Source organism: Nocardiopsis sp. JB363, from assembly GCF_900143625.1.
Lineage (GTDB): Bacteria > Actinomycetota > Actinomycetes > Streptosporangiales > Streptosporangiaceae > Nocardiopsis.
Window position 1 is genome coordinate 1 of record NZ_FRFF01000087.1, and the last position, 15,238, is coordinate 15,238.

Consider the following 15,238-nt stretch of genomic DNA (forward strand, 5'->3'; position numbering starts at 1 on the left):
GAGGCCGCTGGAAAAGGACCCATTCCGGGCACCTCGCCAGCGGCCCACCGGGGCTTCGGCACACCCGCTCCAGCCTGCCCGGTGGTTCCTACGACCTTCAGGTGCACCGGACCACCCACGGACTCCACCTGACCTGCCGCGACCGAGGAAACCTCATACCCGCCGACTTCGGATCCCTGGCCCCTGACTCCGAGGGGCTGAACCCCGAGTCCGAATCCGGCCGGGGTCTGGCCATGCTCGACGCTCTGGCCACCAAGTGGGGCGACAACGGGGTCCCCGAGGCTCGCCACGTCTGGTTCTTCCTGGCCGCCGATTTGAATGACAACCTCTGGGCGAGTCTCTGACCTTTCCGGGCGCACCCACACGAAAGAGGGCTCAGCAGACGCTGCAACGTCTCCTGAGCCCCACACACCCTGAATTCCAAGCTGCGATTACTAAGAAAGCAGGATCAATGACGAATCCTATCCCGGCTCCCCGTCGTCCGCAGGACTCTGGCCTGACTTGTGCCTCCTGTGCCCACCGCATCTGCCGGACCACCCGTGCCCAGGGTCTTCCCCTGCTCGGCGGCCAGCGCTCCGAGTTCGCCTCCGAGCACCAGCGGGCCAACCGACTTCAGGCCCTGCACCCCCGCCTCATCGTGTGGTTCGGGGAGTCCACGCAATCCTTCTGGGTGGCTTCCCGGACCGGTCTGTACGAGGCCAGGGACTGGGATGACCTGCTCGCCCACCTGTGGGCCCACTCCCGTCTCCGCCGCCCCCGCGTCTGGCAGCCCAAGGTCGGCGCTTGAACAAGCGCCCCCGATATCCAGAAGACCACGCCCGGACCGGGTGACGCCACCAAGCACCACCCGGCCTGTGGATAACCCACCACCCACCCGGTTATCCTCCAAGAACGAAATCCTCAAATGTGCCGCTTTTGTCTGTTTCTTGGGAAGTTGCAATTTTGGCTGGTTGCCATTGGTAAGTTCCCAGGTGAAAGACTGCTCCCCGCGCACGCGGGGATGGACCCCGATCCACGAGGGTGAGTTTGCCCCACGCGTCCTGCTCCCCGCGCACGCGGGGATGGACCCCGTACAACCCGAGGAGAACACCGTGTTCCGCACTGCTCCCCGCGCACGCGGGGATGGACCCCCTTCGGGCAACGGGGTCAGGCGCCCGAGTTCCTGCTCCCCGCACGTGCGGGGTTATCCACAGGTCCGCTTGGTCGGGGTGGCGCGGAGTGGGGGTTCTGGTGTCTGCTCGATATCGGGGGTGCTTCACTGGCCGCCCACTTCGCGCTGCCTAGAGGCCCTTGGATGCCCGCGTTTTCGTGCGAACTCAGCGTTCCATCGACACTGCTGTCAGTGATGTGTGAAAATCACACACATGGACAAGGTCGCGCTCGGGAACCGGATCACTCAAGCTCGTGAGCACGTGGGCAAGACGCAGGAAGAGGTCGCTCTCGCCCTCGGGATGGACCGAAGTGCGGTCAGCAGGCTGGAGAAGGGCGAACGCAAGCTGAGCGTCCCCGAACTCGTCGCGGTCGCGAACGAGTTGGGGCGGCCACTGGCCTACTTCGTCGCCGACCCGGTCCCCGCGGCGGTGAGTCGTCGAAGCGACACGGTGCGAGCACATGGCACGAGCCGTTCCCTGGACATGGAGATCGAACAGTTCTCCGCGGACGTTCGTCTGCTTTTGGAGATGGAACTGCTCAGCCCCGTTGAGCGATCGGTCCAAGCGTGCACTCCGCAGGATCACGAAACCGCCGAACAGCTGGCGAAGAACATCCGGCGCCGCCTGGACCTGCGTGACGATCCGGTATGGGACCTGGGCGCCGTATGCGACCGCCTCGGTTTGCACACCTTCTCGGCTGCCCTGGGGGAGAACGGTCCTGACGGCGGCTGCGTCGAGGTCGATACCAAGGAGCGGACACTCGGCGCGGCGGTCATCAACGGTGACGCTCCGGCCGGCCGTCGTCGGATGACTTTGGCGCACGAACTGGGCCATTGGCTCTGCGGTGACGCCTATGACTCCAGGGCCTCCCTGTCGAGCGAGAAGATGATCAACTCGTTCGCCATCCACTTCCTCGCACCCAGGTCCGGTGTCTGCGATGTCTGGAACAGACATACGAAATGGGGCGTCCGTGAACGGGCCCTCACCGTCGGAGCGCTGTTCAGACTCAGCTGGTCGGCCGTACTCGGGCAGCTCAGAAACCTCGGGCTCATCGGTCATGACGAGTTCGGTGCCTTGAACCAGGAGGAACCACGGGCCGGCGACTATCTACGTCTGGGGCTTTCCTGGGACAACGAGCTCTCCGCCCCCTACGTCTCGCCCGGTTTCGCCGCGGCCTGCGTGAACGGATACACCACTGGGCGGCTCACGGCTGATCGGACGGTCGAGCTGTTGAGGGGGACCCTGGCGCCGACCGAATTGCCACGCCGACAGGCACCCACGTTGGACGACCTCCGAGATTCATTCACGGGCCACGATGACTGATTCCCGTACATGGGTGATGGACACGAGCACTTACACACATCTCTGCCGTGCCGGTCACCAGGAGATCATCGAAAAGCTCGCACCCGGTGGTGTCGTGCTGGTGCCCAATGAGGTGAACAGCGAAATCGAGCGAGGCAGGGAGCGCCACGCGAACATCCCACCCGTCGCCGCCGTCCACTGGGCCGAGATCGCTGTGCTGACCGAGGTGGAAGTTTGGTCTCAGTTGCAGGTCAAGGCTCAGATGGGCGGTGATTTGAGCGAACATCTTGGTGAATGCGCTGTCATCGCTTGCGCCCGGCACAGGGATATGGTCGCGATCCTGGATGAACGTGCGGCGGTAGCGCAGGCCCGACGGTTCCAAGTGACCACGCGCGACACTTTGTGGATCGTGATCGAGGCCTACAAGGTGCTTTTCGGTAGAGACCGTGACCTCACGGCCCGAGTGGTGGACGACTTGTTGACCACCGGCATGTATTTGCCTGTCTCATCAGGAGAAAGCGTCTTGTCCTGGGCGTATGAACAGGGGCTCCTGCCTTGATACCTGTGAGGGCGGCATGACCGGGGTGGGGTTATCCACAGGTCCGCTTGGTCGGGGTGGCGTGGGGTGGGGTTTTCGATATCTACTGGGTGGGTGTGTGGAGCACCTGAACTAGGAGTGACCGATGACGTCTCCTTCCGTCCCGCGTAAGTCCCAGGCGGATCTTTGGCCGCTCATCCACAGGGAACGAACGGTGTTGGCCGAGGACCTTGCCGGAATCACAGAAGAACGCTGGGCGACGCCGTCGCTGTGCTCCGACTTCTCCGTGCGGGAAGTGCTCGCGCACCTCACCGCCTCGGCGAGCCTCACCGGGTTCCAGTGGTTCGCCGGCGTAGTGCGTTGCCGGTTCGACTTCGACGCGCAAGTCGCCATGCGGCTGGCCGAACACCTGGGCGACTCGGGGGCGGGCACCCTCGCGAGGTTCCGCTCGGCCGTGGACAGCACCACCTCGCCACCGTTGCCACGTTTGGCGATCCTGGGTGAGGTGATCGTGCACGGGGAGGACATCCGGCGACCACTGGGGTTGGCGAACGAAAGACCGGTGGACCTGCTGACCAGGGTCGCCGAGTACTACCGGGGCACGGACCAGGTGGTCGTCGCCAAGAGCCGGGTGCGGGACCTTCGTTTGCGGGCCACCGACGGCCCCTTCCTGGTAGGGGACGGGCCCGAGGTCCGCGGGCCACCGACGGCCCCTTCCTGGTAGGGGACGGGCCCGAGGTCCGCGGGGACACGCTATCGCTGATCATGGCGATGACCGGCCGTTCGGCGCACCTCGAATCACTGGAGGGCGAGGGTGTCCCGCTGCTGAGGGAACGCATGGACGGCTGAGGGGTCAGTTGCGGACGGCGATGTGGATCGCGGCGGCCCACAGGATGACGGCCGCCGTCACACAGACGCCGGCGATGACCACTGTCAGTGCCGCGCCGGTGAGAGCGGCCGTGAAACCGGCGACCGCCAGTAGGCACAGGGCCGACGCCGTCCACCGGTACTGCTTCTGGCCGAAGAGCGGGGCCAGGGGGAAGAAGTGCAGCCCCACGATCAGCGCGATCGTGGGCGGCAGGAAGATCAGGTTGTCGGTGCGCACCAGGGTGAACACCGCCGCCGCGATGATCACGATCTGGGCGATGTTGACCAGGCCCACCCAACGATTCCATGAGGGTGGGAGGACGCGTTCGCGTCGCCGGTGACCCTGGTTCGCGTGGCGGATGCCCAAGATCAACACCGCGAGGGAGACCAACGCGGACACGGTCATCGCCACGATCGGGGCCTGACTCAGGTTCCCCCATCCCGCCACCGCCCAGATGAAGGCGAAGACGCTGAGGATGATGATCCCTTGGCGTCGGATCCGGTCGTCCAGCCGCTGGAGTTCGGGGGTCGTAGGCATTCGCTCACCCTACGGGCGTGGAAAGCGCCCTAGGAGGGCGCATCGTGAAGAGGCGGACCCACTCCATGGCCGTCGACCCGTTCCCGCTGGTGAGTGCGTTTTCCGCGTGATGCGTACGGCCGGTTCCGGCCGTGCGCGCCGAGCCGAGAAGTGGCTCTTCGGGAAAATTTCAGGCCTGTGACCTGCGTCTCCGTCACAGAACCTCACCGGGACGTTCACAGGAGCTCACAAATGGTATTACCATTCTCGGAGCCTGGTCAAAGAGCAGGTCAAGGCGGTACTCGGTGTCCGCCAGTCCCACCCCGCCCAGTGGAAGGCTCCGTCGTGGAGAACTTCGAACCCGTCTACGGCACGGGTCCCCTCCTCGGGATCGCGGCGGGCGCCATCGCGCTCCTGCTGTTCCTGATCATCAGATTCAAACTGCACGCCTTCATCGCGCTCGTACTGGTCAGCGTGCTCACCGCGCTCGCCGCCGGCATCCCGGTCTCCGGGGTGGTGCCCACCCTCCTGGAAGGCTTCGGCGGAACACTCGCCAGCGTCGCCCTCCTGGTCGGCCTCGGTGTGATGATCGGCCGCCTGCTGGAGATCACCGGCGGCGCGGCCGTCCTGGCCAGTGCCCTCATCAAGCTGTTCGGCGAGAAACGGGCCCCGCTGGCGCTGGGCGTGACCTCGCTGCTGTTCGGCTTCCCGATCTTCTTCGACGTCGGCCTCGTCGTGCTGCTGCCGATCGTCTTCAGCGTCGCTCGTCGCGTGGGCGGCTCCGTGCTGCTCTACGCCCTGCCCACCGCGGGCGCCTTCGCGGTGATGCACGCGTTCGTCCCGCCGCACCCCGGCCCGGTCACCGCCGCCGTCGAGATCGGCGCCGACATGGGCCTGACCCTGCTCGTCGGCGCACTCCTGGCCATCCCCACCTGGTACCTGGCCAGCTACCTGTTCGGCCTGTGGGCGGGCAAGCGCTGGGAGCTCCCCGTCCCGGACGACATCATGTCCGACGGCGAGGTCAAGCACGAGAACCCGCCGCGCCTGGCGACCGTCATCAGCGTCCTCCTCCTGCCGATGCTGCTGATCTTCGCCAACACCGGCATCACCACCATCGCTGCCACCGGCGCGGTGTCCGAGGACGCCGTGTGGGTGCAGACCATGCAACTGGTCGGCGAGACCCCCATCGCCCTGCTCATCACCGTGGTCTACACGATGCTCGTGCTCAGCAAGGGCCGCTTCACCCGCGGACGGGTGGAGGAGATCGTCGGCGGGGCGCTCGGCCCGGTCTGCGCCATCATCCTCATCACCGGCGCCGGCGGCATGTTCGGCGGGGTCCTGCGCACCAGCGGTATCGGTGACGCCCTCGCCGACAGCCTGGAGTCCACGGGCATGCCGGTCATCCTCGCGGCGTTCATCATCGCCCTGGCCCTGCGCGTCGCCCAGGGTTCGGCCACCGTCGCCATCACCACTGCGGCCGGCCTCATCGCCCCGGCTGTGCAGGCCACCTCGGGGCTGAGCTCCATCGACCTGGCCCTGATCGTGATCGCCATCGCCTCCGGCGCCACGGCCCTGTCGCACGTCAACGACTCCGGGTTCTGGCTGGTCGGTCGCTTCCTGGGCATGGACGTCAAGACCACGCTCAAGACCTGGACCGTGATGGAGACCCTGATCGGCTTCATCGGCTTCGCGTTCGCGTTCGGCCTGTCCCTGGTCCTGTAGGTGGAACGGGCCATGGTCACCGGGCGACCCGACCGCGACTCACCTCTGCGAGGGGTGGGTGCCCTTCAGGGCGTCGGAGACCTCGGTGACGATGGCCCGCATCGCCGCCTCGGCCACGTCCGGCAGCCCGTCCCGGATGGCCTGCGCCACCGCCGTGTGCAGGCGCAGCGCCTCCGGGCGGGGCTGCCTTGGCATCAGGTCGTAGGAGGTGCGGCCGACCAAGACCTCGGTCACCACGTCCGAGAGCCCGGACAGCATCTCGTTGCCGGACAGTTCCAGGATGCGCCGGTGGAACGTGACGTCCAGGTCCATGAACGTGTCGAGCTTGCCGGCCCGACCGGTCAGCGTCATCTGCTCGGCCAGCACCACCAACTGGGCCCGCTCGTCGGCGGGGCCGCGTTCGGCGGCCAGGGCGGCGGCGCCCGGTTCCACGGCGGCGCGCAGTTCGTTCAGGGACCGGAGTTGGTCCATGCGGGCGGACCCGGCCAGGCGCCAGCGGATCAGTTGCGGGTCGAAGACGCTCCAGTCGCGCTGGGGCCGGACCCGGATGCCGGTGCGGGGGCGGCTGACCACCAGACCCATGGACTCCAAGACCCGCACCGCCTCGCGGGCGACCGTCCGGGAGACCCCGAACTCCTGTTCCAGCCCGCTCAGTGTGAAGGCGTGGCCGCAGGCGTACTCGCCCGCGGCGATCGCGGGGCCGAGCACCGCCAGCACCCGGTTGTGCAGTGTGCGGTGCGTCGTGCCCATCGGTGATCCCTCGAACTTCCCGGTTCTGCTGCTTCGGCCGCGCTGGGCCGGGGGTCAGGCTGAAGCCTAACGGGAATGATTGATAACACTATTGGTGGTGCCGCCGAGGGGCGGGCCACGAGACGGAGAGAGCATGCACTTTGTCGTCATGGGTGTGTCGGGAAGTGGCAAGACGAGTGTGGCCGAGCGGGTCGCGGGCCGGCTCGAACTGCCCTTCGCCGAAGCCGACGGCTTCCACCCCGAGACCAACATCCGCAAGATGGAATCGGGGGTGCCCCTGACCGACGAGGACCGGTGGCCATGGCTGCGTGAGCTGGCGCGCTGGATCGGTGAGCACGACGCCCTGGGCGAGTCCACCGTGATGGCCTGTTCGGCGCTCAAGCGCGACTACAGGGACGTGCTGCGCGATGGGGCACCGGATGTGCACTTCCTCCACATGCACGGGTCGGAGGAGGTGATCCGGGAGCGGCTCGACGCCCGAGAGGATCACTTCATGCCGTCCGGGCTGTTGCGTTCGCAGCTGGAGACCCTGGAGCGACTCGACCCGGACGAGGTGGGCCTGGAGCTCGACGTGCGCGGGGACCTCGACGTGCTCACGTCGCAGACCTTGGAGTACGTGGGGGAGCGGACGGGGGCCACGGGGGTCTGATCCCGGCCGCGCACCGACTCAACGTCACGCGACGGACACTGTCCGTTGTGTGGCATTGCTCCACTTGTGTAGTCGGGCGCGGCACGCGACCCTGTTCGTCATGCAAGACTCCCAACCGTCCCCCACCACTACCGCGCCCCGACCCTTCAGTGTGGTCCCGCCGCCCCGGCAGAGTCTGCTGGCCGCGCGTCATCCGGGAGTGCGACCCCCGCTGGACGTGCGACAGACCTTTGTCCTGATGTTCGTCGCCGCCGTCCTGTACGGCCTGCTCGCCTACCTGGTCGGGAGCATGCTGTCCGAAGGCGTCCACACGAGTGTGACGACCGAACTGTGGATGCTGCTCGTGATGGCGGCCCTGGTCGGTCTCGGCCTGATCGCGCTGGCACTGCCGGTCCGTCGGGCCGGTCACGTGCTCTGGCGGGCCTCCCAGTTCGGTTCGCTGGTCGCCCTCGGGGTCGCGCTGTTCACACTGTTCATGGCGGCCTGGCTCGCCGACACCCCGCTGATGCTGGCGGGGATCGTGGCGGCACTCTCCGCGATCGTCCTCAACATCGCGCTGTGGAGCACCAACGTGCGCCGCTGGTGCCACGAGTAGCACCAGGCCCCTCCACTTCGACACAGGGCCCGGTGGGTGAACCGCCGGGCCCTTCCTCATGCCCGGTCAGTCGTCATCGTCGCCGTCGGCCAGGACGTGCAGTCTGGCCAGGTGCTCGCCGTCGTCCTCTCCGTGACGGGCGATGTACACCTCGCGGGCCTCGTCCGCGACATCGCCGGTCTCGTCGTCGAAGCCGTAGTCGATGAGGTCGTCCAACAGGTCGAGGGCGCGGTGGAGGGGATCGTCCTCGGCACCTTCCGCGATCTCGCCGGGCAGGTGCGCGTTGACCAGGGACAGCACGAGGGCACGTGCCTCCTCGACTGCGCTCTCCGCTCCGGCGGCACCGCTCAGGCGGATGCGGGTGATGGGGTCCTCATCGGCGATCAGCATCAGCTGTTCGGTGAGCCAGGCGCTGTCCTGACCTTCGAGGAACGCGGTGAGGGACGCGTCGTCCAGGGGAGTGTCCATTCGCAGATCATAGGACGGCCGGAGGGTACCCCGGTCCGCCCGGTCCACCATTGAGAGGAACCGGGAAATCGGATATCAGGTCGGAAAAGTCAAGTCATCCTATGATTGGACAACTTTGTGGGAATGTATTGCGGTGTGCACTCAGGGTCACGGAATTCGGTTTTCCGTTGCCCCCTTTAAGATCCCGAACAGTTGAACACCTGGACGCCAAAAGCCGAGCTATGGATCACGGCACAGATCTGAAACGGTTGTATTAATACCCAGCCGTCTATCTTCCCAGGAGGTCGCAAGGCGGTTTAGGGTCCACAGCAATCGTTCTGGGCCTCAACCCCACGTCCCCCTGAGGTGGACCACATGTTCACGAAGTCTTCCCGAAAGCCGCTCGGCCTCCTGGCCGTCGCGGCGGCACTCACCCTGGTGGCGACAGCCTGTGCGGAGAGTGACCGCGACTCCGGCGATGGCGACCAACCGTTCGTCTTCGGGGCCGCCGGTGACATCACGTCACTGGACCCCTTCCTCACCAACGACGGCGAGACCTACCGGTACAGCCGTCAGGTCTTCGAAACCCTTCTGGACCACGAATCCGGTGGGTCGGAAATCGTCGGCGGTCTCGCCGAGACCTGGGACCAGTCCGAGGACGGCACCGTCTGGACCTTCAACCTCCGAGACAACGTCACCTTCCACGACGGCGACGAATTCAACGCCGAGGTCGTCTGCGCCAACTTCGACCGCTGGAACAACCTGACCGGCGCCTACCAAAGCTCCAACCTGTCCTACTACTGGCAGTCGATCTTCGGTGGATTCGCCGAGCCCGACGAGGACTTCAGCACCGGCGAGTCCCGTTACGTCTCCTGTGACGCCGAGGACGAGCTCACCGCCGTCATCGAGATCTCCGAGTACTCCTCGATCTTCCCCGGTGGATTCAGCCTCGCCGCCTTCGGCATCATGAGCCCCACCACCCTGGAGACCATGGAGGGCCAGGAGGTCACCGGTGACGAGGGCAACCTGAGCCTGCCTGACTTCGCCCAGAACGCCGGCTCGCTCGCCGGCACCGGTCCGTTCACCGTCGAGGAGTGGAACCAGGACCAGGCCGAGGTCACCCTCAACCGCCACGAAGACTACTGGGGCGAAGCGGCGGGCTTCGAGACCATGATCCTGCGGGGCATCCCCGACGAGACCGCCCGCCGTCAGGCGCTGGAGGCCGGTGACATCCACGGGTACGACCTGGTCGCCCCGGCCGACGTCGCCCCGCTGGAGGACGCCGGATTCCAGGTGCCCACCCGTGACGTGTTCAACGTCCTCTACATGGCCTACCAGCAGGAGAGCCACGACGCGCTCGGCGAGATGGAGGTCCGTGAGGCCCTCTCCCACGCGGTGGACCGCCAGCGCATCGTCGACACCATCCTCCCCGAGGGCGGTGAGGTGGCCACGCAGTTCCACCCCGACACCCTCGACGGTTGGTCCGAGGACGTGCGGACCTTCGACTACGACCCGGACAAGGCCCGCGACATGCTCGCCGACGCCGGGTACGAAGACGGCTTCGACGTCGAGTTCTGCTACCCGACCGAGGTCACCCGCCCGTACATGCCCGCCCCCAAGGACATCTTCGACGTCATCACCGAAGACCTCCAGGAAGTCGGCGTCAACGTCGAGGCCACCCCCTACGAGTGGTCCGTCTACTCCGGCCAGGTCGACAGCGGCAACTGCCCGATGTACCTGCTCGGTTGGACCGGTGACTACAACGACGCCTACAACTTCATCGGCACCTGGTTCTCCACGCACAACGACGCGTGGGGCATGGACGAGGACGAGCTCTTCGACAAGATGACCGAGGTGAGCACCAACCCCGACGAGGAAGCGCGCGTCGCCGGTTACCAGGAGCTCAACGAGATGGTCATGGACGCCCTGCCGGGTCTGCCCATCTCCAGCTCCCCGCCCTCCATCGCCTTCGCTCCGGAGGTCGAGCCGCCCAACGTCAGCCCGCTGACACAGGAGAACTTCGGCGAAGCCTCCTGGAAGTAACACCTTCACCGGGCCCGACCGCGACGTCGGTCGGGCCCGGACCCACGGGAACCCCATGGCGGTGTCCCTCCGTCGCCGCGCCTCCCCCTGGGTGACCCCCGACCACTCGAACCTCCCACCACTGGCGAAAGGCGGCGAAGGTGCTGCGATTCATCGTCAGGCGACTCCTACAGCTCATCCCGACACTGGGTGGCCTGTCGATCCTGCTGTTCGTCTGGCTCCAACGATTGCCGGGCGGACCGGAGTACGCCCTCCTCCCCGACGACGCGACCCCCGAACAGCGTGAGATGCTGCGGCGGTCGCTCGGCCTGGACGAACCGCTCATGGTTCAGTACCTGGCCTTCCTACGCAGAATCGCCCAAGGCGACCTCGGGACCTCGCTCCAGACCTCACGCCCGGTCCTGGACGAATTCCTCCTCAGGTTCCCCGCCACGTTCGAACTGGGCCTGACCGCGATCCTCATCGCCGTCGTCATCGGTCTGCCCCTGGGCTACCTCGCCGCGCGCCGCCGCGGCACCATCCTGGACTTCGCCGCCGTCGGCGGTTCCCTCCTGGGCATCTGCACCCCGGTCTTCTTCCTCGCGTTCATCCTCAAGGTGGTCTTCGCCGAGGGCATGGGCCTGTTCCCGTCGGCGTTCCGGCTCGCACCGGGGATCACCCGCACCGACATCACCGGGTTCGTCGTCCTGGACGGCGTCATGACCCGTGAATGGGACGTGGTCTGGGACGCACTCGCCCACCTGGCGCTACCGGGATTGGCGCTGGCCTCCATCCCGTTGGCCGTCATCACCCGTATGACCAGGGCCAGCGTCCTGGAGGTGATGCAAGAGGACTACGTGCGCACGGCCAACGCCAAGGGGCTGAACCGGACCACGGTGCGCACCCGCCACGTGCTGCGCAACGCCCTGCTGCCGGTGGTCACCGCCGTCGGCCTGCTCACGGGCAGCCTCTTCGCGGGAGCCGTCCTCACCGAGAGCGTCTTCGCCTTCCCGGGTATCGGCTCGTTCGTCTACATCGCCACCCAGGAACGCGACTATCCGGTCCTCACCGGGTTCATCCTGCTCATCGCCACCATGTACGTGTTCATCAACCTCCTGGTCGACATCTCGTACAGCCTCCTCGACCCGAGAGTGCGGGCCCAGTGATGCCTACGACACCGAGCTCCCAGAGTCCTTCCGAGACCGAAGAGAAGGAACCTCTCCACAAGCGCAAGGCCGCCAAGGTCGACCGGCTCGCCGAACTCATGGGCGACCGGAGCGACGACGGACACGGCGCCGGGATCTGGCGCGAGGCCTTCGGCCGCATGCGGCGCAGCCCCATGGCGATCACCGGCGCGATCATCGTCGTCGTGTTCGTGCTGGTGGCGCTGCTCTCCCCGCTCATCGCGCCCTACAGTCCCACCGCCCAGACCTGGGGCAGCGAGGTCTTCCCCAACCGAAACGAGTTCGTCGGACCACGCGCCGAGAACTGGTTGGGCCTGGACCACCTCGGCCGCGACTTGTTCTCCCGCATGGTGATCGGCGCCCGCCAGACCCTCATGGTCGGCGTGGTCGCCACCTTCGTCGGCTTCCTGTTCGGTGCGCTGCTCGGCGGCGTCGCCGGCGCCTGCACGGTCCTGGGAGGCCGCTGGGGACGTCAGATCGACAACGTCATCATGCGCGTCATCGACATGATGCTGGCGCTGCCCTCCCTGCTGCTCGCCGTCACCGTCGCCGCGCTCGTCGGACCCAGCCTGACCACCGTCATGCTCGCGGTCGGTATCGCCCAGATCCCGATCTTCGCCCGCCTGTTGCGCGGCGCGATGATCTCCCAGGGCAACCGCGAGTACGTGCTGGCCGCGCAGGCCATGGGTGTGCGCAACCACAAGATCACCCTGACGCACATCCTGCCCAACTCCATGGGGCCGGTGCTCGTCCAGTCCACGCTCACCCTGGCGACCGCCATCATCGACGCGGCCGCCCTGTCCTACCTGGGTCTGGGCAACCCCGACGCGAACTTCCCGGAGTGGGGCACGATGCTCTCCGAGGCCCAGCGATTCCTGTCCAGCGCACCGGCCCTGGCCGTCTACCCGGCCCTGGGCATCATCATCACCGCGCTCGGCTTCACCCTGCTGGGGGAGTCCCTGCGTGAGGCGCTCGACCCGAAGTTGAGGAAGTGACCATGAGTTCCAGCACGCCGCTGTTGGCGGTGGACGAGCTGTCCGTGGTGTTCCACCGGCGCGGGTCCGGTGAAACGCGCGCCGTCGACGGGGTCTCCTTCAGCCTGGAGGAAGGCCGCGTCACGGGCCTGGTCGGCGAGTCCGGCTGCGGAAAGAGCGTCACCTCCCTGGCCCTGATGGGGCTCCTCCCGGACCGGGGGGTCAAGGTCGGTGGCAGCGCCGTCATGCAGCTGCCCGGAGGCGAGGCGGACCTGCTCCGTATCTCCCAGCGCCGGCTGCGGGACCTGCGCGGATCCCAGATGGCGATGATCTTCCAGGACCCGCTCAGCTCGCTCAACCCGGTGGTCCCCATCGGCCTGCAGGTCACCGAGATCCTCAAGCGACACCGGGGGATGCGCGGGGCTGTGGCACGCAAGGAGGCCGCCGACCTGCTGTACCGGGTGGGCATCCCCGACCCCACGCGACGGCTCAACGAGTACCCGCACCAACTGTCCGGTGGAATGCGTCAGCGCGCGCTCATCGCCATGGCGGTGGCCTGTAAGCCACGCCTGATGATCGCGGACGAACCCACCACCGCACTGGACGTCACCATCCAGGCGCAGATCCTGGAACTGCTCAAGGACCTGGTCACCGAGGAGGGCACCGCCCTGCTCATGATCACCCACGACCTGGGTGTGGTGGCCGGGCTGTGCGACGACATCAACGTCCTCTACGCGGGGCGGGCGGTGGAGACCGCGCCGCGCGAACCGCTGTTCGCCGACCCCACGCACCCCTACACCGTGGGTCTGCTCGGGTCCATCCCGAGGCTCGACGCCCCGCGCGGCGAACCGCTCACCCCGGTGCGCGGTTCGGTCAACGACAACATCGCCTGGGCGGACGGCTGCGCGTTCGCCCCCCGCTGCGACCACTACACGATGGAATGCCTCCAGGGGCCGCCCCCGCTCGTGACCATGGAGAACGGCGGTGACGGCGATGGCGGCGGTGACGGCGGCGGGCACGTTCACCGTTGCGTCAACCCCATCGACCACGCGGCGGTGGCGGACCGGGCGGTCCTGGACAGCCCGACCGTGGCCGACGAAGTCGAAGTCGAAGTCGAAGGCGAAGACGAGGAGGAGCGGGGATGAGCCTGCTGGAGATCAAGGACCTCAAGGTCCACTTCCCGATCAAGCGCGGCGTGCTCATCGACCGCACCATCGGGCACGTCCAAGCCGTCGACGGGGTGTCGCTGAACGTCGAGAAGGGCCAGACCTACGGCCTCGTCGGCGAATCCGGTTGTGGCAAGACCACTCTGGGCCGGGCCGTCCTGCGCCTGAACGAGATCACCGAGGGCGAAGTGTGGTTCGGCGGGCGCGACCTCGCCGGACTCGACCCCGAGTCCATGCGCCGCGAACGCGCCAACCTCCAGATGGTCTTCCAGGACCCGCTGGGCAGCCTCAACCCGAGGCAGACCGTCGGCGCCATCCTCATGGAAGGCCTGGAGACCCACGGCATCGGTGGACCCGAGGAGTTCCCCGAGAACACCACCGCCAAGGAGCGTCGTCGACTGATCCGGGAGGATCGGCAGGCCCGCGTCGTCGACGCCCTGGAGCGGGTGGGCCTGTCCGCCAAGGCGCTCAAGCGCTACCCGCACGAGTTTTCCGGTGGCCAGCGTCAGCGCATCGGCATCGCCCGCGCGCTGGTCCTCCAACCGGACCTGATCATCTGCGACGAACCCGTGTCCGCGCTGGACGTGTCCATCCAGGCGCAGGTGCTCAATCTCCTGGAGGAACTCCAGGACGAGATGGGGCTGACGTACCTGGTGATCGCCCACGACCTCGCGGTCGTGCGGCACGTCAGCGACGTCGTCGGGGTGATGTACCTGGGTGCGCTGGTGGAAGAGGCCACCAGCGACGAGATGTACGAGACCCCGATGCACCCCTACACCCGTTCGCTGATGTCGGCGGTGCCGGTCCCCGACCCCACGGTCGAGAACTCCCGCGAGCGGATCCTGCTCGCCGGCGACCTGCCCTCGCCCGCGAACCCGCCGACGGGCTGCCGGTTCCACACCCGGTGCCCTTGGCGCCAGGAGGAGCTGTGCGACACCGAGCGGCCCGAGCTGCGCCTGCTGAAGAGCGGCACCCACCGGGTGGCCTGCCACTACGCCGAGCAGATCCTGACCGGTGAGATCCAGCCCAGCGAGGAGCGAGCCGAGCGGATCGTGCACGGTGCGAGCTGAGTGGATCGTGCACGGCATGAGCTGAGCGGGAAGTGACCAGAGAACGCGCGGGTGCTCCGATGACGGGGTGCCCGCGCGTTCGCGTGCGTATGTGAGTGCGTGAGTGAGTGAGAGCCCGGAGGCGGGCTTCACCTTGGTGGCGAGCAGCCCTGCTCCACCACGACACCTTCGCGCAGGGCGACCAGCTCCACCGATCAACCGCGCACCGAGTGCGGTCAGGTGGGTGTTTGGTGCGCCTGGGGTTGTGTTTCTTGGGGTTGTTGGGCGGGGTGAGGGTGGGTGTG

16 protein-coding genes are annotated in these 15,238 nt (G+C 67.1%); 13 read left to right on the forward strand and 3 right to left on the reverse strand.

Annotated features, from left to right (window positions below):
• The 5 genes from BQ8420_RS31900 to BQ8420_RS12945 form a co-directional block, all read left to right on the forward strand.
• On the forward strand, nucleotides 1–344 hold a 344-nt coding region (locus tag BQ8420_RS31900), incomplete at its 5' end, for an ATP-binding protein (protein WP_200815919.1).
• 107 nt (nucleotides 345–451) lie between these two features.
• Entirely contained in the window at nucleotides 452–787 is a 336-nt protein-coding gene (locus tag BQ8420_RS12930) for a hypothetical protein (protein ID WP_087098759.1), read from the forward strand.
• A 577-nt stretch (nucleotides 788–1,364) separates the two neighbouring features.
• Nucleotides 1,365–2,474 (forward strand): helix-turn-helix domain-containing protein, encoded by a 1,110-nt coding sequence (locus BQ8420_RS12935; protein ID WP_087098761.1) that lies wholly within the window; start codon nucleotides 1,365–1,367, stop codon nucleotides 2,472–2,474.
• Nucleotides 2,475–2,487: 13 nt separating this feature from the next.
• Nucleotides 2,488–3,012: a hypothetical protein gene (locus BQ8420_RS12940; protein WP_160049304.1), complete on the forward strand. Its 525-nt coding sequence runs from the start codon at nucleotides 2,488–2,490 to the stop codon at nucleotides 3,010–3,012.
• 124 nt (nucleotides 3,013–3,136) lie between these two features.
• Complete coding sequence (locus BQ8420_RS12945; RefSeq protein WP_235006144.1) at nucleotides 3,137–3,715, forward strand: maleylpyruvate isomerase family mycothiol-dependent enzyme; 579 nt, start codon at nucleotides 3,137–3,139, stop codon at nucleotides 3,713–3,715.
• 129 nt (nucleotides 3,716–3,844) lie between these two features.
• On the opposite strand, the gene BQ8420_RS12950 is transcribed toward BQ8420_RS12945, so the two are convergent.
• Nucleotides 3,845–4,396 (reverse strand): hypothetical protein, encoded by a 552-nt coding sequence (locus BQ8420_RS12950; RefSeq protein WP_087098765.1) that lies wholly within the window; start codon nucleotides 4,394–4,396, stop codon nucleotides 3,845–3,847.
• Between the two features lie 324 nt (nucleotides 4,397–4,720).
• On the opposite strand from BQ8420_RS12950, the gene BQ8420_RS12955 reads away from it, so the two are divergent.
• On the forward strand, nucleotides 4,721–6,097 hold the full coding sequence (locus tag BQ8420_RS12955) for a GntP family permease (protein ID WP_087098767.1): 1,377 nt from the start codon (nucleotides 4,721–4,723) through the stop codon (nucleotides 6,095–6,097).
• A gap of 39 nt (nucleotides 6,098–6,136) precedes the next feature.
• Here BQ8420_RS12955 and BQ8420_RS12960 read toward each other — a convergent pair whose 3' ends face one another.
• The gene (locus BQ8420_RS12960) at nucleotides 6,137–6,847 is read right to left on the reverse strand and encodes a FadR/GntR family transcriptional regulator (protein WP_087098769.1); all 711 of its coding nucleotides are present in this window, start codon (nucleotides 6,845–6,847) and stop codon (nucleotides 6,137–6,139) included.
• A 133-nt stretch (nucleotides 6,848–6,980) separates the two neighbouring features.
• On the opposite strand from BQ8420_RS12960, the gene BQ8420_RS12965 reads away from it, so the two are divergent.
• Both BQ8420_RS12965 and BQ8420_RS12970 read left to right on the forward strand, forming a co-directional pair.
• The gene (locus BQ8420_RS12965) at nucleotides 6,981–7,496 is read left to right on the forward strand and encodes a gluconokinase (protein ID WP_087098771.1); all 516 of its coding nucleotides are present in this window, start codon (nucleotides 6,981–6,983) and stop codon (nucleotides 7,494–7,496) included.
• 100 nt (nucleotides 7,497–7,596) lie between these two features.
• A complete protein-coding gene (locus BQ8420_RS12970) occupies nucleotides 7,597–8,091 on the forward strand; it encodes a hypothetical protein (protein ID WP_235006146.1) in 495 nt (164 codons plus the stop codon).
• 66 nt (nucleotides 8,092–8,157) lie between these two features.
• Here BQ8420_RS12970 and BQ8420_RS12975 read toward each other — a convergent pair whose 3' ends face one another.
• Nucleotides 8,158–8,559: a hypothetical protein gene (locus BQ8420_RS12975; protein ID WP_087098775.1), complete on the reverse strand. Its 402-nt coding sequence runs from the start codon at nucleotides 8,557–8,559 to the stop codon at nucleotides 8,158–8,160.
• A 354-nt stretch (nucleotides 8,560–8,913) separates the two neighbouring features.
• Between BQ8420_RS12975 and BQ8420_RS12980 the strand changes: the two genes are divergently transcribed.
• The 5 genes from BQ8420_RS12980 to BQ8420_RS13000 all read left to right on the forward strand — a co-directional run bounded on the left by BQ8420_RS12980 (nucleotide 8,914) and on the right by BQ8420_RS13000 (nucleotide 14,954).
• Entirely contained in the window at nucleotides 8,914–10,581 is a 1,668-nt protein-coding gene (locus BQ8420_RS12980; RefSeq protein WP_087098777.1) for an ABC transporter substrate-binding protein, read from the forward strand.
• Between the two features lie 140 nt (nucleotides 10,582–10,721).
• Complete coding sequence (locus BQ8420_RS12985) at nucleotides 10,722–11,726, forward strand: ABC transporter permease (protein WP_087098779.1); 1,005 nt, start codon at nucleotides 10,722–10,724, stop codon at nucleotides 11,724–11,726.
• Nucleotides 11,726–12,739, forward strand: a complete 1,014-nt coding sequence (locus BQ8420_RS12990) for an ABC transporter permease (RefSeq protein ID WP_087098781.1) — start codon at nucleotides 11,726–11,728, stop codon at nucleotides 12,737–12,739. Before BQ8420_RS12985 ends, BQ8420_RS12990 begins: the two co-directional genes overlap by 1 nt.
• A 2-nt stretch (nucleotides 12,740–12,741) precedes the next feature.
• Complete coding sequence (locus BQ8420_RS12995; RefSeq protein WP_087098782.1) at nucleotides 12,742–13,863, forward strand: ABC transporter ATP-binding protein; 1,122 nt, start codon at nucleotides 12,742–12,744, stop codon at nucleotides 13,861–13,863.
• Nucleotides 13,860–14,954 (forward strand): ABC transporter ATP-binding protein, encoded by a 1,095-nt coding sequence (locus BQ8420_RS13000; protein ID WP_087098783.1) that lies wholly within the window; start codon nucleotides 13,860–13,862, stop codon nucleotides 14,952–14,954. The genes BQ8420_RS12995 and BQ8420_RS13000 overlap by 4 nt, the downstream gene beginning before the upstream one ends.
• The last annotated feature ends 284 nt before the right edge of the window (nucleotides 14,955–15,238 follow it).

Bases quoted from the DNA above. Each gene is read 5' to 3' on its own strand.
- BQ8420_RS12960 (WP_087098769.1), bottom strand. From the start codon at position 6,847: ATGGGCACGACGCACCGCACACTGCACAACCGGGTGCTGGCGGTGCTC.
- BQ8420_RS13000 (WP_087098783.1), top strand. From the start codon at position 13,860: ATGAGCCTGCTGGAGATCAAGGACCTCAAGGTCCACTTCCCGATCAAG.
- BQ8420_RS12965 (WP_087098771.1), top strand. From the start codon at position 6,981: ATGCACTTTGTCGTCATGGGTGTGTCGGGAAGTGGCAAGACGAGTGTG.
- BQ8420_RS12970 (WP_235006146.1), top strand. From the start codon at position 7,597: ATGCAAGACTCCCAACCGTCCCCCACCACTACCGCGCCCCGACCCTTC.
- BQ8420_RS12995 (WP_087098782.1), top strand. From the start codon at position 12,742: ATGAGTTCCAGCACGCCGCTGTTGGCGGTGGACGAGCTGTCCGTGGTG.
- BQ8420_RS12990 (WP_087098781.1), top strand. From the start codon at position 11,726: ATGCCTACGACACCGAGCTCCCAGAGTCCTTCCGAGACCGAAGAGAAG.
- BQ8420_RS12950 (WP_087098765.1), bottom strand. From the start codon at position 4,396: ATGCCTACGACCCCCGAACTCCAGCGGCTGGACGACCGGATCCGACGC.
- BQ8420_RS12945 (WP_235006144.1), top strand. From the start codon at position 3,137: ATGACGTCTCCTTCCGTCCCGCGTAAGTCCCAGGCGGATCTTTGGCCG.
- BQ8420_RS12935 (WP_087098761.1), top strand. From the start codon at position 1,365: ATGGACAAGGTCGCGCTCGGGAACCGGATCACTCAAGCTCGTGAGCAC.
- BQ8420_RS12980 (WP_087098777.1), top strand. From the start codon at position 8,914: ATGTTCACGAAGTCTTCCCGAAAGCCGCTCGGCCTCCTGGCCGTCGCG.
- BQ8420_RS12930 (WP_087098759.1), top strand. From the start codon at position 452: ATGACGAATCCTATCCCGGCTCCCCGTCGTCCGCAGGACTCTGGCCTG.
- BQ8420_RS12975 (WP_087098775.1), bottom strand. From the start codon at position 8,559: ATGGACACTCCCCTGGACGACGCGTCCCTCACCGCGTTCCTCGAAGGT.